Annotated in this window: 15 protein-coding genes; 5 read left to right on the top strand and 10 right to left on the bottom strand. The window is 34.3% G+C overall.

Annotated elements, in window-relative coordinates; genetic code table 11:
- Window positions 1-176: 176 nt before the first annotated feature.
- The 3 genes from GMC_RS0100170 to pafA form a co-directional block, all read right to left on the bottom strand.
- Window positions 177-3308 carry a carbohydrate-binding protein gene (locus GMC_RS0100170; RefSeq protein WP_010520231.1) on the bottom strand — a complete coding sequence of 1044 codons (3132 nt, stop codon included), beginning with the start codon at window positions 3306-3308 and terminating at the stop codon, window positions 177-179.
- A 587-nt stretch (window positions 3309-3895) separates the two neighbouring features.
- A complete protein-coding gene (locus GMC_RS0100165) occupies window positions 3896-4372 on the bottom strand; it encodes a hypothetical protein (protein WP_010520230.1) in 477 nt (158 codons plus the stop codon).
- 156 nt (window positions 4373-4528) lie between these two features.
- A complete protein-coding gene (gene pafA, locus GMC_RS18420) occupies window positions 4529-6043 on the bottom strand; it encodes an alkaline phosphatase PafA (protein WP_010520229.1) in 1515 nt (504 codons plus the stop codon).
- 89 nt (window positions 6044-6132) lie between these two features.
- Here pafA and GMC_RS0100155 point away from each other — a divergent pair, with 89 nt between their 5' ends.
- Window positions 6133-6870 carry an MlaE family ABC transporter permease gene (locus GMC_RS0100155; RefSeq protein WP_010520228.1) on the top strand — a complete coding sequence of 246 codons (738 nt, stop codon included), beginning with the start codon at window positions 6133-6135 and terminating at the stop codon, window positions 6868-6870.
- A complete protein-coding gene (locus GMC_RS0100150) occupies window positions 6870-7634 on the top strand; it encodes an ABC transporter ATP-binding protein (RefSeq protein ID WP_010520227.1) in 765 nt (254 codons plus the stop codon). The genes GMC_RS0100155 and GMC_RS0100150 overlap by 1 nt, the downstream gene beginning before the upstream one ends.
- Window positions 7635-7645: 11 nt before the next feature.
- Here the strand turns inward: GMC_RS0100150 and GMC_RS0100145 are convergent, their stop codons facing one another.
- From GMC_RS0100145 to GMC_RS0100135, 3 genes are all read right to left on the bottom strand, one after another.
- Window positions 7646-9100, bottom strand: a complete 1455-nt coding sequence (locus GMC_RS0100145; protein WP_010520226.1) for a TIGR00341 family protein — start codon at window positions 9098-9100, stop codon at window positions 7646-7648.
- A 173-nt stretch (window positions 9101-9273) separates the two neighbouring features.
- Window positions 9274-9867 (bottom strand): SprT-like domain-containing protein, encoded by a 594-nt coding sequence (locus tag GMC_RS0100140; RefSeq protein WP_010520225.1) that lies wholly within the window; start codon window positions 9865-9867, stop codon window positions 9274-9276.
- A gap of 3 nt (window positions 9868-9870) precedes the next feature.
- Window positions 9871-10554, bottom strand: a complete 684-nt coding sequence (locus GMC_RS0100135) for an SDR family NAD(P)-dependent oxidoreductase (protein WP_010520224.1) — start codon at window positions 10552-10554, stop codon at window positions 9871-9873.
- 579 nt (window positions 10555-11133) lie between these two features.
- Between GMC_RS0100135 and GMC_RS0100130 the strand changes: the two genes are divergently transcribed.
- Window positions 11134-12300, top strand: a complete 1167-nt coding sequence (locus GMC_RS0100130) for a lytic transglycosylase domain-containing protein (RefSeq protein WP_138940520.1) — start codon at window positions 11134-11136, stop codon at window positions 12298-12300.
- Window positions 12301-12570: 270 nt separating this feature from the next.
- Here GMC_RS0100130 and GMC_RS0100125 read toward each other — a convergent pair whose 3' ends face one another.
- The 4 genes from GMC_RS0100125 to porU all read right to left on the bottom strand — a co-directional run bounded on the left by GMC_RS0100125 (window position 12571) and on the right by porU (window position 20545).
- A complete protein-coding gene (locus GMC_RS0100125) occupies window positions 12571-14187 on the bottom strand; it encodes a dihydrolipoyl dehydrogenase family protein (RefSeq protein ID WP_010520222.1) in 1617 nt (538 codons plus the stop codon).
- 9 nt (window positions 14188-14196) lie between these two features.
- Entirely contained in the window at window positions 14197-15195 is a 999-nt protein-coding gene (gene pdhA / locus GMC_RS0100120) for a pyruvate dehydrogenase (acetyl-transferring) E1 component subunit alpha (RefSeq protein ID WP_010520221.1), read from the bottom strand.
- Window positions 15196-15491: 296 nt separating this feature from the next.
- Window positions 15492-16667: a type IX secretion system outer membrane channel protein PorV gene (gene porV, locus GMC_RS0100115; protein ID WP_010520220.1), complete on the bottom strand. Its 1176-nt coding sequence runs from the start codon at window positions 16665-16667 to the stop codon at window positions 15492-15494.
- Window positions 16668-16711: 44 nt separating this feature from the next.
- Window positions 16712-20545: a type IX secretion system sortase PorU gene (porU, locus tag GMC_RS0100110; RefSeq protein WP_010520219.1), complete on the bottom strand. Its 3834-nt coding sequence runs from the start codon at window positions 20543-20545 to the stop codon at window positions 16712-16714.
- Window positions 20546-20725: 180 nt separating this feature from the next.
- On the opposite strand from porU, the gene gldJ reads away from it, so the two are divergent.
- Window positions 20726-22510, top strand: coding sequence for a gliding motility lipoprotein GldJ (gene gldJ / locus GMC_RS0100105; RefSeq protein WP_010520218.1), 1785 nt, complete (start codon window positions 20726-20728; stop codon window positions 22508-22510).
- A 68-nt stretch (window positions 22511-22578) separates the two neighbouring features.
- Entirely contained in the window at window positions 22579-23862 is a 1284-nt protein-coding gene (locus GMC_RS0100100; protein WP_010520217.1) for a UDP-N-acetylmuramoyl-tripeptide--D-alanyl-D-alanine ligase, read from the top strand.
- The last annotated feature ends 87 nt before the right edge of the window (window positions 23863-23949 follow it).

Genomic DNA, 23949 nt, shown 5'->3' with positions numbered 1-23949 from the left:
TAACTTAAATTTAAGAAAGGCAGCTTAATTTATTTCCTATCAAAAATTTATTACACTTAGAAATTCATAATACAATTATCTCTACGGGTTATTAGTTATCAAAAAATCTTCTAAGGCAACTAACTATTATACAGTTCCCTTAGAAGATTTATAATCAATTTTAAACAAACGCTATTTTATTTCTTAACGAAATAAGCACTTTTAAATATGTTATTGTTATTCAAATTGGTTACACAAATAATATAACACCCAGCACTTAAAGCACGAACATCAATAAAATTGTTAGTATAAGCATCGATTTTCAATACTTGCCTCCCTTGCAAATCAAATACCTTGATTTCTTTTCCTAAATGATTCCCTAATAAGAATAAACTATCTTGCACTGGATTTGGATAAACTACTAATGCGCTACTTGAAGCTTCACTTTCTAAAATGCTCTTGTTTCCTGTATTTGATGACTCGTAGGTAATCACTAATTCTGCCCCTTTGGCTAAATTATTTTCTTTAGAAGCAAAAGCAAAATCATTACCAGAAGTTAAGCTAATCAATAAACTAACATTATTACCTGACAATAAATTAGCATTTAATTTAATTGTTTTTACATTTCCTATACCAAAATTACCTTTACTTGTCCCCAACAATTGAGCCGCTTTAGGCTTGTTGTTTGAAGAAAGATTTCTTTCAGTCCAAGAGTTTGTACTTCCCTTATGGATATTTAAATTTCCATTACCAGCATCTGTATTAACTGTAAACTTTAATTCAGCTTTTTCAATAACACCTTTAATTGATGATAAATTAAATTTTAGATAGCCTACCCTTTTATTAGGCTCTATACGAATAATTTGATCATTAAACCTTGTGCTTTCCCCTTGTAAATAAGCATCTTGAACAGGTGACAAACTAACAGTTTTTGTTACATCAGAAAGGTCTTCAATTTTAGTCAAAATAACTTTATCTAAATTCCATTGCCATGAATTTGAACCCGAGGCTATAAGTTTAACTTTATGATTCCCTGCATTTAAATTGATGTTACTTTTTGATTTTAAACTTACATAGTTATTCCAATTCCCGTTATTTGAAACATTATCCGTTGCTATTAAATTATTATTTAAAAGCAATTGGACTTGAGCGTTGTTAGAGGGAGTCGTTATTCTATAAGTTATTTCATAAACACCAGAACTTTTAACAGATAAATTATAATCTGCTGAGTCCCCTGCATTGACATAATTAATTCCATTTCCTGCTCTTTGTACACCTAGTCCTGCTCCACCTGCAATAGTATTATCAAACACCCCTGTTGTACTCACAAAATCTTCAGCTTCAATAATTAAATTACCATTGCTTTCAGTTGGTAATGGATTTTTTACTGGAAGTATCGGTTTTGGTATTGGTTTAGTTTCTGGAAAAGTAGCATTTTTAGTAGTTCTTTGACCGATTAAAACTACTGAACTGATTTTTCCTCCTTTATCAGGGAAAGAAACTTTTACCACATTATCCGTTGTTTTAAGTAATGCTGTTTCAAAAGGAATTTCAACCATACCAAACCAACGATCTCTTTGTTTTTGATCATCTCCAATCCAATCTTTAGGAGTTACTATTAGTTTCCCATTAATGGTTACTTTTGGATTTTTAGAAGCATTTTTTGCTCTTCCAAAACTAACCCTCAGTTTAGAGGTTCCCCCCCCGTTGTCTTTTTGTACATTGTTGAAACGATAGGTATATTCTTGGTTGGCATTAATAGCTTTTAAAACATTAGACTGATTTGCTTTTCTGGCAGGATAATATACGTTTTCACGTGTTGTATTTTTAGTTTTAGGTGTGCTTTTCAAATTCAATACTAGAAGAGTTGTTCCATCTTTTTGAACTGAAATACTTTTTGGCAAACTCCCTCCATTACTTATATTCAGTTTAGGAACGCCATTATTAGTTGTAAAAAACGAACGCGTAGTAACTGAATTTACATTTAAATTTTTAACAAAGTCCAACTCGATTTTTCTTGTTGCACCATCCATATTATGGATAGCAACATATGCCTTTGAGTTATTCACAAAAACTTGAGCTAAAATGTCAGGATCATTAGTTTCAGCAACCACTCTGTGACCCGATACATCTTTCCATAATTCATAAAACTTACGAAGATGTGTGTACGTATATTTACCATTATTTAACCTTCTCAATAAAGCCCAAGGATAGGGATTATTATCTGGATTATGGCTCAAATTATAAAACCAATTAGATTTTGCAACAATAAAAGGCACTGCCTTTAACAAACGGTCAGGCTTTTCAAATAACTGCATTAACATGGCATTAATAGACCGAATAATTTCACCATCCCTAGCTTCGGTATATGCCGAAACACGTCCTTGACTATTTCTAATCCAAGGTCTTTCTGTTCTACCAAATTCAGAAATTAAATGCGGTTTAACCTCTCCAAATTTATCTTGACTATAAGCTTCAATTAAATCAAGGATTGCTTCCATATTACTTCCTTGTCGACGCTGATCACTTCCAACGACGTTGGCTCCATCATAAATGTGTGTAGCATAAAAATCCATGGTATTATTAGTAATATCCATAAACTTTTTCTGATTTTTATTCCAGTGATTAAACATAGGGTTACCTGCTTCCATTTGAGGGAATGCTGATGAGTATCCACCCACTAACATTTCAGGAATAGTTTTGTGCAAATGGTCCGCCATCCCCTTATGCAACTCAGACATTTGCGTTATGATTTTATCCGTATTATTTCCAAAGTCTTTTGTATGCACAAAAGGCTCATTCATTATTTCGTAATATTTAGGAATTACCCCATCAAAGGCTGATTTTATATAATTTTCAGCAAATTTTGCTGCTTTTTTATAATTCCCATTAGGAAGGAAAATATCATTTGGCGCATCAACTAAAATTACATCTGAAGTTTTTCTTTTATTAAAATCAGCAATACCAACCCTATTCCTCCAGGCATTACGGATACTTACACCACCACTAGTACCAATTGATGCTTCAGGATACGCGATGACTTTTCCATTTTTACGTATAGTTTTTCGACCTGGACCACTTGCTGCTCTTGCTCTTTCTACATTTAATTTGTCTAAAATTTCTTCACTAATATTATTTGAATTGAACTCATCACTCAAATAAGATTCATGCATATTAAAATACCTGGCTCTACTTAAATTGGAAACATTCCCAATAAATCGTTTATTTTCCAGATCAATAGTTACTTTTTTGGTTTCCTGAGCTTGAATACTTACCGGAAGTATCATCGAAACAAATACTGTACTATAAATAATTTGTTTTATTTTCATCTTTAGCAAATGATTAATTTTTTTTAGTAAAAGCTAATTGTTGTGACATTCGTACTATATCAAAAAAATAATATTGATTGTTGAATAACATGTTGAACTAATATGCATTCACATGCCATCAATTTTTTAAATTCTATGTTCATTTTTACATAAACACACTATACCAAAAGATGGATTATTATTTTGAAATATGATTATTACCTGTAAATCAAAACTAAATAGAAAATGCAGCCGTTAAGATTTTCACTGTTTTTTTTCGATAAATTGCAAAAAATTGAAGCTTAACTGTATCAAAAGTAGCATTTAGCAACTATTAATTAATAGCTAGTACAATCAAGGCTTGGTTAAAGTTATTGATGCCTTAATACTATTATCCAGTTTGTTTAAAATTTTATATTAGAGAGACAAAGGCTCTTGGTACTTGAATTATGGATTAGAAAATTTATTCCAACATAAAATTACTTGAAAAGCAAACACTGCGTTGCCTCCTCCTACAGAAGATTCTTCTAATCTTTAGACCAGGTAAGTATTGCAAATGGACTCGAATATTTTTTTAATTTGGAATAAAAAATCCCTAATAAATACCCTTAATTTACCACCCTTGTTGTTGATACATTATATCCTCCGCGTGGCGCTACAAAACCTGGATCTACTGGTGGCTTATCCCAGCCTGCTGGTAAGTTTTTAAGCTGTTCCTCTTCAGGAGTAAGCGCATTGCCTGAGCCTGATGCTGATTGCCCATATGTGTTTTTAGGAATCGCTTTAATTTCAACTGCTGTAAGCATTACGTCTACAAAAATTTCGTTCTCTTTTTTAGGACGTACTCTTTTCTTTTTCACCTGAACAGGCTTCGTCTTTACAACTTCTTGCTCTTTTGCTTTTGTAGGTTTAGATTTTTTAACGCGTGTGGGGTTAATAAAATCCCCTTCGCAATCCACGCCAACTGGACAAGGGTTACCCAATCCACCAACAGCTGGTTTTTTTTCTTGGTTTGTTTGAGAATATCCTTTAGCAACAGCAAGCATCAAAAAAAATGACACTTTTAAAATTAAATTATTTTTCAAAACGCAATTTTTCTATTCGTTAACCACTAATTAAGCAGCTTACAACACTACTTAAATCCACTTGCTATTCAAACACAAAATCCAACACTTTTCCTGTGGTTGCGTTAGGCATAGCTATGCCTAATAACGCAGAAATTGTTGGTGCAATATCTGTAACTAAAGTTTTTTTGTATGTTTTCCTTTTTTTATTCCATAACCATAAAACAGCAATGGTACATGGGTATCATAACTCTGTGGGCTTCCGTGTGTTGAACCTTTAGGCCCATAAACGATAACTGACGGCGCCAAAACAAAAACTACATCACCACTTAAACGCTGATGAAAGCCGTTTTGTATTAATCTTCCGATATGTGAGGTCATACTTTCGGATTCTAATTGTGCTCGTGTAAACACATATTGTACATTTTTTTGCTGCCTTACAAAATGTGCTAATTCTGAAGTTACCGTACTTAGTGACAACTTTTCTTCTGCGATAAGCGCATAATTTAAAAAGATTTGATTATTCATGATTTTTTGCACCATCCCTTCAGCTCCAAACTTAGCTTCCAAAAAAACATTCACTTTTTCTGTAAAAGCTATTTTATCAAAATACCCTGCTGCAATTTTATGCGCTTTCAAATAAGATGGAACGTGCACCGCTCCATGATCTGCTGTTAAAAAAACGGTGTAAGCATCTTTTCCTACCTTTTGATCCAACCCTTTTAAAAGTCTGCTTAGTTCCTGATCCATTTTTAAATAGGTATCTTCTATTTCAACAGAATTTGCTCCAAAATTATGGCCAATATAATCTGGACTGGAATAACTAACCGTTAGTACATCCGTATATGCATCCTTACCTAAGGCTTCATTTTCTACAGCTGCTAAAGCAAAATCAGTTACCAAAGTGTTTCCATAGGGAGTTACTTTAAGAATATCGAACCCATTATTGGAAGTGGCCAATTTTTTTAAATCGTAAGGAAATGTTGGTCGATCTTTTCCTTTAAAACCATTTTCAAAATTTGTGTCGTCAGGCCCACTTGCAATGTAGGTTCCCAATGGATATAATGTTTCCCAAGTTGTTAAATATTTTTTGACTTGATCTGATTTATTATAATTAACCACCCATTTGGGCAATTTTGGCCCATAATATGTGGAAGAAACCCATTGTCCTTCTTCTTTCCCGCGAAACCAATAGGCACGATTAGCAGTATGCCCAGCAGGTAAAATTGCGCCTCTATCCTTAATACTCACTCCAATAGTTTTTCCCTTAAACTGGGTATGTAATCTGTTTTGGTCTGCAAAAGTAGTACTCAACATTCTATTGGGCGACATTTGTTCACTAACACTACTTGTCCCTAAAGCTTTTACATTGTTGTCCTGCGCACAATACACCGTAGTTTTTTTAAACTTGTCGTACCAATTGTTAGCTATAATTCCATGATTATTGGGAGATGTCCCCGTAAAAATTGATGCATGACCCGGCCCCGTGTAAGTTGGCATGTAATTATAGTGATGATTTTTACATTCATATCCACTGGCTATTAAACGTTTAAAACCTCCATTCCCAAATCTTTTTTCAAATCGTGTTAAATAGTCAAAACGCATTTGATCCACAACAATACCTACAACTAACTTTGGTTTTTGAGCTAATATTGAACCTCCCAAAAAACAAATGAAAATAAAAAGACGCATATTTAATTTTTTTATAAAATTAAACTTTCAATGCTTACCGAACGTTAAAACATTGTAATTTTTATATTTTAGCTACATAGAAAATATGTATGTTTTATTTACAACAGATTGGTGCTTATTTCCTGATGATAAAGGAAATTTTTAATCGCATGACAAAGTCATCGGTATTACGCAAATTAATAATTAAAGAAATTGATGACTTAGTTATAAACTCATTGGGAATTGTTGCCTTTATCTCCTTTTTTATTGGTGCCGTGGTAGCTATTCAAACCGCACTAAACTTAACCAGCCCTATAATTCCCAGGGAACTTATTGGTTTTGCATCCCGGCAATCAGTAATTTTAGAATTTGCTCCTACATTTATTTCAGTAATTATGGCTGGTAAAGTTGGTTCATTTATTACTTCCAGCATTGGTACTATGCGAGTTACTGAACAAATTGATGCATTGGAGGTTATGGGAATAAATGCCTTAAATTATTTAGTTTTCCCTAAAATTATTGCGATGCTTTTATATCCTTTTTTAATTGCTATAGCTATGTTTCTTGGTATTTTAGGAGGTTATATTGCAGGCGTATACGGAGGATTTGTTAGCTCCGAAGAATTTATGACGGGACTTAGAGAGGATTTTATTCCGTTTCATTTAATTTACTCCTTCCTTAAAACGTTTATTTTTGCTTTTTTATTGGCCACTATTCCTTCATTCCATGGTTTTTATATGAAAGGTGGCGCGCTTGAGGTTGGAAAAGCAAGTACTACTTCATTTGTATGGACAACAGTAGCCATCATTATTGTTAATTATCTAATCACTCAAATTCTTTTAAGCTAATGATACGTGTTGAAAATTTACATAAAGGATTTGGGGGCACCGAAATTTTAAAAGGGATTAGCACCACTTTTGAAAAAGGAAAAACAAACTTAATCATTGGTACTAGTGGGAGTGGTAAAACTGTTTTTTTAAAATGCTTGCTGGGGCTTTTTTCTCCTGAAGAAGGTGAAATTATATACGGCGATACAGATTATGATGATTTGGACGAATCAGAAAAGCGCGATTTAAAGGAACAAATGGGAATGGTTTTTCAAGGTAGTGCTCTTTTTGACTCTATGACTGTTGCTGAAAATGTACGCTTTCCGCTAGAAATGTTTACAAAAAAATCGAAAAAGGAAATGAACCTGCGCGTAAGCGAGGTGCTGGAGCGCGTTAACCTAGAAAATGCTGATGGAAAATTACCTTCAGAAATTAGTGGAGGTATGCAAAAACGAGTAGCAATTGCACGTGCTATTGTAACCAATCCCAAATATTTGTTTTGTGACGAACCCAATTCTGGACTTGATCCAAAAACTTCCATCGTTATTGATAATTTAATTAAAGAAATTACGGAAGAGTTTAACATGACCACCATAATTAATACCCATGACATGAATTCCGTGATGGAAATTGGTGAAAAAATTGTGTTCCTGAAACAAGGCTATTTGGAATGGGAAGGTGACAAAACTCAAATTTTTAAAACCGAAAATAAGGCCGTGACCGATTTTGTATACTCCTCCAACTTATTTAAAAAAGTTAGAGAAGCACAACTCAAAGGACTTTAAAAAACTATTTGTTAATAGTAGTCCTGTTTTATCAATAGCGTATCCAATTCCAATTTAAATTGAAGCCATTTTCTAAGTTTTTTTGACTGTTCATTAACTACACTCTTTTTTAATTTTTTACTCCAAATTGCCGAAGCTACTGGGATTTCTTCCACCTTTTTAAGGTTGGTTTTTACCACTTTTGCAAAGGACAAACCCTCCAGTCCATCGTAATTTATTTTGGCCTCTTTTGCTAAATCCAACAAAGGCACTTTGTCTTTTTTATACATTTCTGTTACCCGTTGTAATTCATTTTCTAACAATAATATTTTAGCATCTTTGTTACTCAACTCCTTACTATTTTGTGCATATAAATCCTGCAAAACCCCTTCCTTAACTTTATTTGATAAGGTATTTGTTAGCTCATCCGTTTTGTCATGACCTTGTCTAATCTTTAATTTTGTCCCTGTCAACCTTTTTGAATCTCCTATTTTAGCTTGCCAAGCCTCAATAGCAGTTACCGGAACATTATTTCCAATCATATACACTTCTAATTCTTTTTTTTCGAAGTCAATGTTATGCTTTATTTGTTCGGAACCAGGAAAAATAACCGTTTCTTTCAAAAATAATGAGGCATCACGCTCATAAAATGTGCGCTCCATGATACTTATAAATGAAAATACACTAGGAATAATAACCAATAAAGCTACTGATATTACAATTCGATTTACCTTTTTTCTGCGAGCAGCATTTGCATAACGCGCCATAGGAAAGCGCAGGTATTTGACAATCAAAAATGTGGATAATGCAATAAAAATTGTATTTATAATAAACAAATACATGGCCCCAAAAAAGTAACTTAAATTACCCGTAGCCAAACCAAAACCTGCAGTACACAAAGGCGGCATTAAAGCCGTGGCGATAGCTACACCTGGTATTGCGTTGGATTTTTCCTTTCGGCTACCAGCAACTATACCTGCTAATCCACCAGAAAATGCTATTAAAACATCCAAAAAAGTAGGCTCTACCCGACCTAAAATTTCATTAGAGGCTGTTTGAAACGGCGAAAATTTAAAATAAATAAATGCCGTTAGGATACTTAAAAAAACCATTACCAAAAAATTGACGAAGGAGCGGCGTAAGGTTTCAATATCATTAATTCCTACCGAAAGTCCTATCCCTAAAATAGGTCCCATTAGGGGAGAAATTAACATGGCCCCAATGACCACCGCAGTAGAATTAGTATTTAAACCAATAGATGCAATAAAAATTGAAAATACCAAAATCCAAGCTGTATGTCCCTTAAATGGGATGTCTTTTTTGATTCCCTCAATAGTAATTTTGGGTTCTGCTCCATTTCTTATATCCAAAAGTCCTAGAACAAACTCCTTAAATTGCTCCCAAATATTTTTAATATTTTCTTGTGAGGCTACATCCGCAGGATCATTTTGACCATTCATACCTTTTGGGGTTTCATTTTTTTCCATAATAGTTACTTAAAAATAAAAATGTTACTTTCACTAAACAAACACTTATAACAATATACATAAATACCTCGATCAAAGCCAGTTATAAAATATTAAAAGCAACTTACCTTTGTTTTCAAAAGGGAAACTACTAAAATTATAAGAAATAGTATTAGAAATGAGTTTGAAAAAAACTAAAGCTTTTCAACTTCTGCATTGGGCTGAAACAAAAACTCTCTTCCCGTACCAACTTCAGCGCATACATAGCGTTTAATTTTTTTTGACAATACTTTAAATGTTCTTCCCCTAAAACGGAATACTGCACCTGGCAACAATTGATAGACATAACATTTGGAATCATCATTTTCATCAAATTGTTTTAAAGCAATTGAAAATTGCGCATCGGTATCCGAACTTGCTTTTGGGTTTCGAAAATGATTAGCCACTACCGGTAGTATAGCCGTCGGAAAAACTTCAGGCCTTATAAAAGGAAGCATCAACTGTTGAAATGTGTATTTCCATTCTTTTCCGTGTGGTTTAATTAAACGTCCATATTTTGTAAAAGCTACCAAATGCGCTATTTCATGCACCAAGGTTACTAAAAAACGATACTTATTTAAGGTATTATTTATAGTAATTACATGTTCTCCCGATGGTAATTTCCGATAATCACCGTGCTTGGTTTGCCTTTGATTTACAATCTTTAAATACACATTATTTACTTTGATCAATTCAAAAACGGGATCAACAGCACGCTCCGGCAAGTATTTTTTTAAAATTGATTTCAACAGTTAGGGGGTAGAATTTGAAACTTCAATGACTTTTCCATTATAAAACTGTTGGCCTGTTAAAGCAAAATGCATGATATGACTAGCCATTTCATCAGGCTGTACGTTTGCCTTAAAATCTGGAAAAGCTTCCGCCAACATTTCAGTTTGAACTGCACCAAGCGCCATAACGTTAAATGCTATTTCTTTTTCTTTATACTCCTCAGCCAATAATTCACTCAATGTAATTACAGCGCCTTTACTAGAACTGTAAGCCGCTAATCCTGGGAATTTTACACTACCCTGTATTCCTCCAACACTACTTATTGTTACCACATGCGATTTTTTAGGCATATAACTCACTAAAGCTTTGGTCAGCATTGCTACTCCAAAAACATTTACTTTATAAACCGATTCAAAATCAGTAACATCTAACATCGCTAAAGGTTTAGCCACTAAGGTTCCGGCATTATGAATCAAAATATCCACTTGCTTAAATTCGGCTTTTACGTATGCCGCCACTTTATCAATATCACGTTGTTTTGTTATATCAAACGAAAATCCATGAATTTTTTTGGTTGCCAAGGCTTCAATAGATTTCATATTTCTCGAAAGTGCAAGCACGCTATGCCCAGCAGCTATAAATTGTTTTGCCAGTTCAAATCCAATACCCCTGCTAGTCCCTGTAATTACAACATTTTTTGTCATGAAATAAAGATACGGATATTTCAAATGCTGATGAAAGTCAAAAGTTATTTTGAAAACCGATGCATCCCTTTTTCACAAAATAAAAACTTATCAAAATCTTTCCTATTATTTGCAGCTGAATTCACCTTTCATACCATTTAGTTCTGCTCTTGTTTTTCTGAAAATAATGTAATACCCCTTAATTTTTTTGTTGATTTCAGAAAGAAAGTGACCGTAAATCCTAAGAGGAATTTGAGTGACAAACAACACTTAACAACAAATTTTGTCGTTTAACAATTCTTTACACTCCATTAACTATGCTTCATTTTTCTGTTTAAGGAAAAAAGTGATTTGATCAACCGCAAACACAATAAAATAGCTATTATTTTGTAGGAATTTACTTAAATAATCTTTTTGCAAAAAACACGTTGATTACAATACTAAACTTATTCTTGTTTCAATGAAAATTAAATTTTGCTCCCTTATTTTTCTCCTCGGATGTGTATTTTATGGCTTTAGCCAGAAAAAATTTAAAAAAAGAGACGTAAACAACAGCAAGAACAAATTCAGGTAAGCGAAAATAAAGTGGATGTTGACAAAATGGATTCCATATGGCGTCAGGAACTATATAAGTCAGATTTGTATGACGATATACGGAATATTATTCAAAATACGGAATCCGACACGCCCGTTTCCTACAAGGAACTTCCTACAGAAACATTAAGAAATAGATTGGAGATTTTGGATAACAAAACTCCGTTTAATGTAGAATACAACCCAATACTCGAAAATTTAATTAAAAAAAACTTAAAGCAACGAAGGGGATTACTCGAAAAAATGATCTCATTAAGTTATTACTACTTTCCTATTTTTGAAAAGGAACTGGATCAGTATGATTTACCACTAGAATTAAAATACTTAGCCGTTGTTGAATCTGGATTAAGACCCAAAATAAAGTCCTCAATGGGAGCTACTGGCTTGTGGCAATTCATGTACCAAACAGGAAAAATGCAGGGTTTAGTTATAAACTCCTATGTTGATGAACGTATGGATCCTATGAAATCCACCAAAGCAGCTTGCGAATATTTATCAAGCTTATACAAAACTTTTGAAGACTGGGATTTGGCGCTGGCAGCTTATAATTCAGGCCCCGGGAATGTTTTAAAAGCTTTAAAAAGAGCTAGAGGCAAGAAAAACTACTGGAATATAAGAAGGTATTTACCAAGAGAAACTGCTGGATATGTACCTGCCTTTTTAGCGTATATGTATATTTTTGAAAATGCGAAAGCACACAATTTAACGCCACACAAACCCGAATATTTAAGTATTGAAACGGATACTGTTAAAATTAAAACTAAGGTAACTTTTAAGGAAATAGCCAAAGCAATTCAAATTGACTATAAAGAACTTCAATTTTTGAATCCTGCTTACAAACTTAACATCATCCCTAAATCAAGAAGCAACCGCTACAGTTTGAGACTTCCTGTTGAAAAAATGAAAAACTTTATTGAATACGAACAAAAGTTGTATAAAATTGCCGCTATAAGGGAAGATCAACGGGAAAAATCAATGTATCACAATTATGATACAAGTAAAAAATTCACCTATCACGTTCGCAGGGGAGATTACCTAAGTAAAATTGGACAAAAATTTGATGTCAGTGTATCCGATATTAAAACCTGGAATCAATTACGAAGTTCAAAACTTAGAGTAGGACAAGCAATAACCATTTATCCAAAACCAAACCTTTTGAGTCGAGCAAATTGAAATACATACTATATTCAAGTTGTGTGAGAAGAATTTTTGATCAAACATAGATATTTTTTGGTTTGAACATAAAAAAAGAGAAACAAACAAAACCACGCAACAAACAAAAAAACCTATTTTAAACAAAGTTTAACATAACAAACAATATTGAGCGAGCAATTTTTTTTAAATTTTAACAAAAACACCCAAATTTACCATTTATAAAGCCAAAAACCCTTGTTAATCATTAATTAACAAGGGTTTTAGTAATATTAAAAATCTACTTAATGACTAAGCTAACATAGTCACTGGATTTTCTAAATATGTTTTAAGTGTTTGTAAAAATGCCGCTCCAGTGGCGCCATCAACAGTTCTATGATCACAAGCTAGATTTAGTGTCATAGTATTTCCAACAACAATCTCTCCGTTTTTAACTACTGGTTTTTGCACAATAGCACCTACTGACAAAATTGCTGAGTTTGGCTGATTAATGATACTTGTAAATGATGTAATACCAAACATACCCAAATTAGACACTGTAAACGTGCTTCCGCTCATTTCGCCTGGTGTTAATTTTTTACTTTTTGCCTTACCTGCCAAATTACGCACATTGGCTCCTATTTGAGTTAAAGTCATTTGATCCGTAAAAGGCAATACAGGAACTACTAAACCATCATCAACAGCAACAGCTACACCTATAGAGATGTGTTTTGCAAAACGTGTTACATCATCCTGCCATTGAGTATTGATTTGTGGATGCTTTCGCAATGCCATTGCAGAGGCCTTTACCACTAAATCATTAAAAGAAACTTTAGTATCTGGTATAGCATTAATTTGCTTACGCGAAGCAATTGCATTATCCATATCCACTTCTATAGAAAGGTAATAGTGTGGCGCTGTAAATTTAGACTTCCCTAAACTTTTAGCGATAGCTTTACGCATTTGAGAATTTTTAGTTTCCTCAAATACCTCTTCTCCAACAGGAGTGTATAATTGTGGGGCAGGAACATTTGCTTTAGTTGCTGCAGCTGGAGCAGAAGCTTCCACCTTAGGAGTTGATTTAAAGTTTTCAACGTCCTTTTTGATAATTCTACCATTTTCCCCTGTTCCCGTCACTGATCCAAGATCAATTCCTTTATCAGAGGCTATTTTTTTTGCTAACGGCGATGCAAAAATACGTCCGTCATTAGCAGAACTAGCAGTGCTAGTTTCTTTTGGTGCTGTTTCCTTACTTTCTTCTTGTTTTGCTTTAGGTTCTTCTGGAGATTTACTCGCTTTTGTTGGAGCGCCACCTTTTAAAGCTGAAACATCAGTTCCTTCAGGCCCTATAATTGCTAATAAACTTTCTACTGGCGCTGTTTCACCCTCCTGCACACCAACATGCAATAACGTTCCTTCGTAAAAGGATTCGAATTCCATGGTAGCCTTATCAGTTTCAATTTCAGCAAGGATATCACCTTCAGCCACCTTGTCACCCACCTTTTTTAACCATGATGCTACGGTACCTTCCTCCATAGTATCACTTAAACGAGGCATGGTAATAACTTCCACTCCCTCAGGAACTTCAGCAGCATCAGCACTTCCTTCATCATCACCTGAATCTGTAGCTTCTTCGGTTGCTTCCGCAGCAGTATCACCACCGCCAGCCAAAATTCCACTAATATCTTCACCTTCATTACCAATAACACAAAGTAATTGATCCACTGGAGCTGTTTCGCCTTCGGATACGCCTACATGTAAAAGTGTACCTTCATAAAAAGATTCAAACTCCATTGTAGCTTTGTCAGTTTCAATTTCTGCAAGGATATCGCCTTCTGCTACTTTATCTCCTACTTTTTTTAACCATGATGCTACGGTACCTTCTTCCATAGTATCACTTAAACGAGGCATGTTAATTACTGTTGCCATATTTTTTTATTATAATTTATGTGGTAAAAAAGGATAATCTTTCTGTTCATACACCATATCGTACATCTGTTGTGGTTTTGGAAATGGCGATTCTTCAGCAAATTTTTGGCATTCAGCTACTTTATCTTTCACTCGCTGATCAATTTCCTCAATTTGTTTTGCCGAAGCATATTTTTTCTCCTTAATAATATCCAACACCTGAGTAATTGGATCTATTTTTTGATATTCAGCTACTTCATCTTTGGTACGGTATTTTTGAGCATCACTCATGGAGTGCCCGCGGTAACGGTACGTTTTTAACTCTAAAAATGTTGGGCCTCCACCTGTACGTGCTCTGGTTATAGCTTCATCCATAGCCTCTGCAACAGAAACTGGATTCATTGCATCTACTGGCTTACATGGCATTTCATATCCTAAACCTAACTTCCAAATATCGGTATGATTTGCAGTACGCTCTACCGAAGTACCCATTGCGTATCCGTTATTTTCAACACAAAAAACCACTGGTAGATTCCAAAGCATGGCTAAATTAAATGCTTCATGCAAAGATCCTTGACGTGCTGCACCATCACCAAAAAAAGTAAGTGTAACAGCATCCCTGTCAAAATATTTATCTGCAAAAGCCAAACCAGCACCTAAAGGAATCTGTCCACCTACAATTCCATGACCTCCGTAAAAACGATGCTCTTTTGAAAAAATATGCATGGAACCTCCCATACCTTTTGAAGTACCTGTTTCCTTTCCGTACAATTCCGCCATTACTTTTTTAGGGTCTACCCCCATACCGATTGGCTGTACATGATTACGATATGCCGTAATCATTTTATCCTTAGTAAGATCCATTGCATGTAACGCCCCAGCTAAAACAGCCTCTTGCCCATTATACAAATGCAAAAACCCTCTTACTTTTTGTTGAATATATACTTGAGCAAGTTTGTCTTCAAACTTTCTCCAGAAAAGCATGTCCTCGTACCATTTTAGGTACACTCCTTTGGTAATTTTTTTCATTGGAATTGAATAGTTTCAATTATAAATTGAGATTATTTAAAAAATAACCTTTCGCCTTTTTCTTAGCAATAGACAAAAATAATACATTCGACATTAAACACGAAGTACTAGTTTATAAAAATAAGCATTCTTATTCTTTTAAAATTTTAGCGCCATTTAACAAAATGCAGCAGAATGAAATAAATGTTAATGAATTTGCTAAATTCAAAGAAAAACTCCATATATACTGAATTAATAAGCAAAAAAAAATGCCATTCTTTAAAAAGAATAGCATTTTAATTCTACTTTTTTACTTATTAAAATTCTCTATAATCCTGACCGAATGAGAATGTAAGTCCAAAACGCAATGTTCCATCCAAAGGACTTGGCGTATTGGAAGTTGAAAATAAATAAGACATATCAATACCTATTGAAGTATACTTAAACCCAGCTCCAAGAGTAAAAAACTTACGTGCCCCCTTACTTTCATGTTCGTTAAAATAACCAGCACGCAAAGCAAAAACATCATTGTAATTATACTCCGCACTCAATGAATACGTAAATTCTTGTAATTCTTCAGAAAAACCACCTGGCGCATCATTGAATGATGAAAAAATAGAACCGAAAGCGCTTTTACTATTGACAAACTCGTCAAAGGTTTCAAATTCATTATCATCAATAGTCCCATCATCATTAGTATCAAAATTTGGAGGTGTTGGCACTAATAATTTTGAAACTTCAGCTGTTACACTTACTTTATTATACTGATCAATTCCGAAATCAAAACCACCACCTAAACGCAAATTTGTTGGAATAAAGCTTTCTTGATCTTCGCTATATTTTAATTTTGGACCAATATTAGTAATTGCAAATCCACCTCTCCAGCGCCCATCAAAGTTACTGTATGGAATTTCTTCTGATTGGTAGTACCCCGTAATATCCACACCAAAACCATTACCTGCATTTGAATCACCTGCAAGTACCGAGGTTTGCAAACGCAAATCCGAACGCAAATACCTACCAGCTACCGACATTGAAAATCGATCATTCAATTTTAATGAGTAGGCTACATCAAAACTCAATTCATTTGGCTTTTGAATGTTTGCCTCTTGATTAGGTCCATCTCTAAATTCGATTTCTCCTAAACTAAAATATCTAAAACTGGCTGAAACTGCACTACGCTCATCCAATCTTTTATAACCCACTAAGTTTGCTAAAATAATATCATTAACCAACCTTGTTAAGTATGGTGTTACATTTAATGCTACACCAATTTCCTTTGTTGCAAAAGCATATTTTGACGAATTCCATTGTTGCGAGAAAGCGTCTGGTGAAGTTGCTACCCCTTGATCTCCTAACCCTCCTGCTCTAGCATCTGCTGCAACTTGCAAAAACGGCAAAGCAGTTGTTATTTTTCTATCCGCTTCCTGTGCATTTAAAATATTGGAAGCCACAGATAATACAAGCGCTAGCCATACAAACTTATTTTTCATAAAATTTCAAATTTTGACAAATATAATTTTTATTCTGACTTTTCCTACAAGATGACAAGTTTTTCAAATTTAGATGAAGTCTTGTTAGTTAACGCTGATTTAACAGAAATCTTGTATACATATACACCTTTTCCTATTTTATCACCAAAATCATCTTTTCCATCCCAAGTTATTTGATCGGTATAACTGGCGCTACCAGTCAAATCTTTGTTAATTGTCCTAACAATTTTACCTGTTACCGTTAAAATTTGCAAACTAACTTGTAAATTATCGTTTATTGCACTGTTGTGAGTGAACCAAAATTCTGTATAACTCACAAATGGATTCGGATAATTAAGCACTCTATTTATTTTAAAATCTCCCGATTGACTCACTATAAAATTAATTTCTTCAAAAACGGAATTATTATAAACATCCGACGCCCTTACCTTAAGTGTATGATCCCCTGGGGACAAATTCCTTAATCTAAAACTTAAGTTCCCCCTTGTAAAATCATCCAAATCTGTCGAGTAATAATCATTTAAAACAATTGGATTTTTTTCATCATCATCTAATATCACAATAATATCATGCCCAACACCTCCAGCAGTATTAATCCCATTTTCGTCAAAAAATTTGGCAATTAGGACAGGGGAATCGTTTACATTTTGACCCGAAACAAAGCTTTCATCATTTAAAAACAACTCCACTGTTGGTGCTTGCACATCGTTTGGCGCATCCGTATTTAAGCCTCCGATACGCATTTTTTGAGAACCAGACCGATCTTCCAACTTTACATTATTTTGAGCATAAAAACTCATTCTACCCTCGCCAACTTCCAACTGGACACTTTTAGGAAGAATAAATTCTATTTCAAACATTCCATCAGCTACAGTTGCAAGGCCTCGAAAAACCCGAGCCCCCAACTGATCAAACTTAATTTTAACTAATTGACCATTAATCCTAACATTATCATTAGCTAAGGTTTCGCTCTCGAATTCTTTATCAAAAAGAATCACACTTATCGCTCCATTAAATTTTTCCACCGCTCCTTCTGAGGAGACTCTTCCCGTTAACTTCACTCTATCCAAAGCTTTTAATTCTCCATTAAAATCAGCTATGTCTATATCATTTATTTTGGTCAACTCAACTCCTGGCTTAGGAAAAGGAACCCCTAAAGCAGGATCACCCACGCAAAAAACCGCGCGTTTATTTTGTCCAGTTCCCGCATCTACTTTAGCCAACCTAATAGCTTCGCCAACAGTCAAAGCAACCCCTTGAGGAGTTGAAAAAACATTTTCTAAACTTATATTCAAGTCGATAGCTGTAGGAAATGTCAACTGTCTTGTTGTTGTCAAAAGCGCTGCAGCACCCCCATTCTCATTCCAGTACATAAATTCACCAGCAGTTAATCTATTCGGGTTGTCAAAACGGGTCAGTTCACAAGTAAATGTTGTAAAAATAGGCAATTGACTTTCGTTCAATAATTCTCTCGCATCTTGTGCTGTAAAAATTGTTTCACTCGATATTCCATCTTCTCCTCCATGACCAAAATAATTCACATAGGATACACCTGATTCAAAAGCATCTAAAATACTCCTTCTTACCTGTGGATAACGCTCTCCTCCTGAGCTAACCTGTTGTACAGATGCATCTGCAAATAGTTTTTCTACATTAATATTAGGCACATTATTTTTTAAACGATCAGCAATATTATTCAAGGTGTCCTGCAATTTGGAATCAATTTCTTCGTCAATATCATCCGAAATATATAACTGCCTGGTTCTCCAATCGCCAAAAGCTTCTTTATCATAAAATTTAATTACCTTATCCACTACGTCATTTGCCGTATCTAAATTTGGCGCAATCATTCTACCCACTGCAATATCTAAAAAATCTCTGCTTGGAAACACTCCTTCATTTTCATCCATAAATCCATAAAAATCATCTGTTGAAAAACTATTTATAAATGAATTACTGCGAATTGAATGAAAAAGCGGCACATCATTAGTATTGTTCCTGATTACATCTTTATAATCATAAGAACCATCACCAATTACACATAAAAAACGCAACCTATTTTCAGGACTGGTTGCATTATCATAAATGTATTTTACAAAATTACGGATGGCAGCAACATCTTGCTTACCAGTACTAAATTCATTATAAATACTTTTTGTTGTAACCACCTTTACTTTAAAATTATCGTTACTAGTTCGAAATCTGGCCAACTTAATAGCTGCGGGCAAATACGACTCCTTAGTTACAATTAAATAATCAATATCATTAAAAGTGTTCAAAGATTCTCCTGTCCAAAAGCCCCCTTTTAAATCTTGATTTTCAATTTTTGAATTAGCTACTTGGCTAGGCGTATATAAATCAGACTCATTTACCGCAACATATTTTTTTAAATCTCCTAAATTAAATTTGAAACTCAACTCACTTGAACCATCATTTACTTTCTCTGCTATTGCGTAAGGATTGGTAACATCCCACACTGCCGAAACTGTTTGCGCATTTCCAATATTATATGCCCCAATTCCATTTAATGATTGCGTATTGTTGTTAAAAAAACCAAACTGCTTTTCGTCATTCAGTAATCTAGATTTAGCTTGTACACTTATAAAATCCAGAAAACCTTCGCTGCTTGGATCCCCTTCTTTATTGAAATTGATTTGCACGTTAAAAACATCAGAATTAAATCCTTCTACATTGGTCGTAATATCCAAACTTCTAAACGCCAAACTATCTCCTAAAGAAGAACTAAAACTTGCCGATCGCGAATTTAACTCTTGCGAACCATTTAAAAATTTTAAATCGATGGAAGGATTTGCTAAATATACTGCGGAAAATTTCACCCTTGCACTCACTGGAACTGAAGCTACCACATTAGGAATTACAAATGAAAAGGACCGCGCTGTTTCTACATCAAAACTTTCACCATGCCAAATCCTACCCAATCCTCCGATGTTTTCCAAATCTACCTCATGAAAGGTTTCATAGTCATAGGTATCAAAAACCTGATCAACATTTCCCGTAGGCTCAACTAAAGGTGTTATTTTTTTACTAGCAGCGCCACCCGTAGTTACATAATAATATGCGTTATCATCATACGGATTGATGTGCGACAAATTTTCCTGCACAAACCCCCTAGTCCCTCTCCCGTAAAATAAGATATAATCATTCCCAGAAAAAACACCATCTTCAGCTCCTACTATTTTTATTGGATTTTCTGGGACATCAAAAATTTCATTCTCACTATTTAACAATGGCAAAGACAACCCTCCGTTACCATATATTTTTATCGTATTTGCATCTACCCCATTTAAATCAACCCCAATACTATTTAAAAACTGAGGTGTTATTTTGTAAACTCCAGTAGTATCAACCACAAACCTAAACCAATCCCCTTGTGACAGCACTGAGTTTTTTGAAATATTAAATTGACTACTAATTTTTGCCGCTACGGAGGATTGTTTAAATACAGAATTTAAAGAAAACGAAGTCACTTTTTTAAACTGTCCGTTAAATTTTACAATAGGATTAAAAGTTATTGTTTGAAGAGACACGCCTCTTGCAAATGAGCTCACACTAGTGATTTTTAAAGTGCTTTTGATTTTTGACTTGTCAATATCCCCCAATTCGCTTTCTGATATCGTTTTATATACTGGGTTTAAAACTTGAGCAACATCTACGGTAGCTGCTGACTTCCAAGTATAATTAAACAGCAAAACACCGTTAAGTAATTCTGCATTCATATTTGTAGCAGTTGGATAATCAACATCTAATTGATTAGATGATAGACTATCCACATTCCATAATACTTCAAATTGTTTAATTTGAGAAAAACAATTAAACACTGAAAGTATTATTAACGTATAAAACAATGCATATTTCATAAAACTAAAAACGGATTAAAAATTCAAAAAGTATACTAAGCCACTGATTATGTCGTTAGAATAATCTTAATTTACAATAGTGAACAAATTTACGCAACTGCAATTAAATCTAAAATAAAATTGAATTTAGAACGTTAATTGTTATATTGCAAACCCTATTTCTATCAAAGGATTGTTATTATGAACAAAAAAAATCTTTTTAATGTAACTCTTTGGGCTACACTGGCCTTATTTGTCATTAGCTGTAATTCAAAAAATGACTTTGCGAATAAATCTCGTGGAACTGGTATTGAATTTAATGACAGAGACGGTAGAGGACAAAAAGTTAACACGAACTACAAAGAACAAGAACCTCCTGTAGGCACCGTATTTATTGAAGGTGGTACATTTACCATGGGGCGAGTACAGGATGATGTTATGCACGACTGGAACAACTCCCCTACGCAACAGCATGTACAATCATTCTACATGGATGAAACTGAGGTAACCAACCTTATGTACCTAGAATACCTTGAATGGACTAAACGTATGTATGATCCAAAAGACAAAAATTATGAAGATATCTACAAAGGAATTCTTCCTGATACGTTAGTTTGGAGAAATCGTTTAGGGTTTAATGAGGTAATGACTAACAATTATTTACGTCACCCTGCTTACAGAAATTATCCTGTAGTAGGTGTGAGTTGGATTCAAGCAGTTGAGTTTAGCGAATGGAGAACTAACATGGTAGCTGAGCGTATTTTAAGAGAGCAAGGTAGAATTTCTGAAGATGCTGATTTACAATCAGGACCAGGTAACAACTTTGACCGTGATACCTATTTAACAGCACCAAGTCAAGTTTACGGTGGTAATGAAGAAGTAAGTTTAGGCGGTAAAGAATCACAAAGACGTATTGAACAAATGAATAATGAGGCTGGAAAAAGAGCTTCAAGAAGCAGTAAAGCGAGCGAAGGTGACGCTGACGGAGGAGAAGGTGGCGAAGGTGCTGCTGATGTAGCTGCCGAAGGTGAAGGTGGTGGTGAAGCTTCTAATTCAGGAAGAAGATTTACTCAATTAGACTCAGGTATTATTCCTCCTAAATTCAGACTTCCAACAGAAGTAGAATGGGAATATGCAGCACTTGGACTAAGAGAATTAAGAAGCTACAATATCTACCGTGGTAGAAAAAAATACCCTTGGAAAGGACAATACACTAGATCAGGAACAAAAAACAAATTAGGTGATCAATTAGCTAACTTTAAACAAGGTTCAGGTGATTATGGCGGTATTGCTGGTTGGAGTGATGACAAAGCAGATATTACTGCTGAAGTAATGAGTTTTACGCCCAACGATTACGGTTTATACGATATGGCTGGAAATGTTGCTGAATGGGTTGCAGATGTTTACAGACCTATTGTTGATGATGAATTTAATGACTTTAATTACTACAGAGGTAATGTGTATACTAAAAATGCTATTTCAAGTGATGGTACTGTTGTAGTACTGGGAGCGAGCGAAATGGTTTACGATACACTAAGTAACGGTAAAGTAATTGCAAGAACATTACCTGGTCAAATTAAGCAAGTTCCTATTGATGAAGAAGAAACTTACTTAAGAACAAACTTTGATGAAAGTGACAACCGTAATTACAGAGATGGTGATAAACAATCATCTCGTTACTATGAAGCTTTTGAAGAAATTGTAGGTGATCCAACTAAAGATATGTATAATTCTCCAACACATAGTGTAACTACTGAAGACGGCGAACTTAAAAGACAATATGATACATCTACTAAAAGAAGAACTCAAGTTGATGATAAGGCAAGAGTATACAAAGGCGGATCATGGAAAGATAGAGCATATTGGTTAGATCCAGCGCAACGTAGATATTTCCCTCAGGATATGGCTACAGATTACATTGGTTTCCGTAACGCAGTATCTCGTGTTGGTAGCAAATCTAGCGGACCTAGAAGACCTACTAACTAATAAGAAATCATATAAATTTACTGCCCTAACTTTTAGTTAGGGCTTTTTTATTTTCCAAATAATTTGAAATGGATATAAAAGAATTACATCGGGTTTTTTTAAATAGCAATGGGGTTTGCACTGACACCAGGCATTTAAAAAAAAAACAGCTATTTTTTGCACTTAAAGGTGATTCATTTGACGGTAATAAATATGCGCTAAACGCCATAAAAAATGGCGCAAACTATGCTGTAATTGATGATCCAAGTATAAGCCACAACCAAACTATTTTAGTTAATGATGTCCTTGAAACACTTCAAAAACTGGCAACTTTTCACCGAAATTACCTGAATATTCCTATTATTTCCTTAACGGGAAGTAACGGAAAAACAACCACAAAAGAACTTATTCATTTAGTATTAAGCGCAAAATACAACTGCAAAGCTACTAGCGGCAACTTTAACAATCACATAGGCGTTCCCATTACGCTACTTTCTATGAATGCAGAAACTGAAATTGGTGTTGTGGAAATGGGAGCCAACCATTTACATGAGATTGCCCTATTATCAGAAATTGCGCAACCTAATTTTGGCTACATTACTAATATTGGAAAAGCTCACTTAGAAGGATTTGGAAGCGAAGAAAATATTTTGATTGGCAAAACAGAGCTCTATCGTTTTTTAGACAAAACCGAAGGAACAATTTTTGGAAATATTGAAGATCCTGTACTCTCAGAAAAGTCAAAAAACAGTAAAGCTATTTATTTTTCAAACACTCAGAATAGCGATTATAAGATTGAATTTATTGAAGCCAATCCTTTTGTAAAAGTTACTACGGCTAATATTGAAATTGCCTCAAATTTAATTGGAGATTATAATTATACAAACATTGCTGCAAGTATAGCAATAGGCTTGCATTTTGGCGTTGACTTAAAAGCAATTAAACATGCTATTCAACACTATACACCTACTAATAACAGGTCGCAATTAGTTACTACAAAAACGAACAAACTTGTGTTGGATGCTTACAATGCTAATCCATCAAGCATGCTCGCAGCAATCCAAAATTTTGAAAAAACGAACACTAAAAAAACTAAAAACATCGCTATTTTAGGTGATATGTTTGAACTTGGTCCATATGCTAAAAAAGAGCATCAAAAAATTATAACCTATCTTGAAAATTCAAAAATTGATAAAGTATTGCTTGCTGGTAGTCATTTTTTTGAATGCAAAACAACGTCCAGTAAAATTAGCTTTTTCGAAAATACGGCAGATTTAATATTTCACATTAAATCAAAACCTATTCTGAATGCCTCCATACTTATAAAAGGGTCACGAGGTATGAAATTAGAACAAACCACTGCATATTTGTAATAAGATTTCTTAAACTTAAACATAAAAAACTCCCACTTGTACAACTAACTTAAACCAAGTGGGAGCAAAACTAACTAAACTATCAAC

Origin of the sequence: Aquimarina agarivorans, from assembly GCF_000218485.1 — a bacterium.
Lineage (GTDB): Bacteria > Bacteroidota > Bacteroidia > Flavobacteriales > Flavobacteriaceae > Aquimarina > Aquimarina agarivorans.
Note: the sequence above shows the minus strand (reverse complement) of the source record. Positions and strands in the feature narration are given on the sequence as shown.

Bases quoted from the DNA above. Each gene is read 5' to 3' on its own strand.
- GMC_RS0100170 (WP_010520231.1), bottom strand. From the start codon at position 3,308: ATGAAAATAAAACAAATTATTTATAGTACAGTATTTGTTTCGATGATA.
- pafA (WP_010520229.1), bottom strand. From the start codon at position 6,043: ATGCGTCTTTTTATTTTCATTTGTTTTTTGGGAGGTTCAATATTAGCT.
- GMC_RS0100155 (WP_010520228.1), top strand. From the start codon at position 6,133: ATGTTTTATTTACAACAGATTGGTGCTTATTTCCTGATGATAAAGGAA.
- GMC_RS0100150 (WP_010520227.1), top strand. From the start codon at position 6,870: ATGATACGTGTTGAAAATTTACATAAAGGATTTGGGGGCACCGAAATT.
- GMC_RS0100145 (WP_010520226.1), bottom strand. From the start codon at position 9,100: ATGGAAAAAAATGAAACCCCAAAAGGTATGAATGGTCAAAATGATCCT.
- GMC_RS0100135 (WP_010520224.1), bottom strand. From the start codon at position 10,554: ATGACAAAAAATGTTGTAATTACAGGGACTAGCAGGGGTATTGGATTT.
- GMC_RS0100130 (WP_138940520.1), top strand. From the start codon at position 11,134: ATGGATTCCATATGGCGTCAGGAACTATATAAGTCAGATTTGTATGAC.
- GMC_RS0100125 (WP_010520222.1), bottom strand. From the start codon at position 14,187: ATGGCAACAGTAATTAACATGCCTCGTTTAAGTGATACTATGGAAGAA.
- pdhA (WP_010520221.1), bottom strand. From the start codon at position 15,195: ATGAAAAAAATTACCAAAGGAGTGTACCTAAAATGGTACGAGGACATG.
- porV (WP_010520220.1), bottom strand. From the start codon at position 16,667: ATGAAAAATAAGTTTGTATGGCTAGCGCTTGTATTATCTGTGGCTTCC.
- porU (WP_010520219.1), bottom strand. From the start codon at position 20,545: ATGAAATATGCATTGTTTTATACGTTAATAATACTTTCAGTGTTTAAT.
- gldJ (WP_010520218.1), top strand. From the start codon at position 20,726: ATGAACAAAAAAAATCTTTTTAATGTAACTCTTTGGGCTACACTGGCC.
- GMC_RS0100100 (WP_010520217.1), top strand. From the start codon at position 22,579: ATGGATATAAAAGAATTACATCGGGTTTTTTTAAATAGCAATGGGGTT.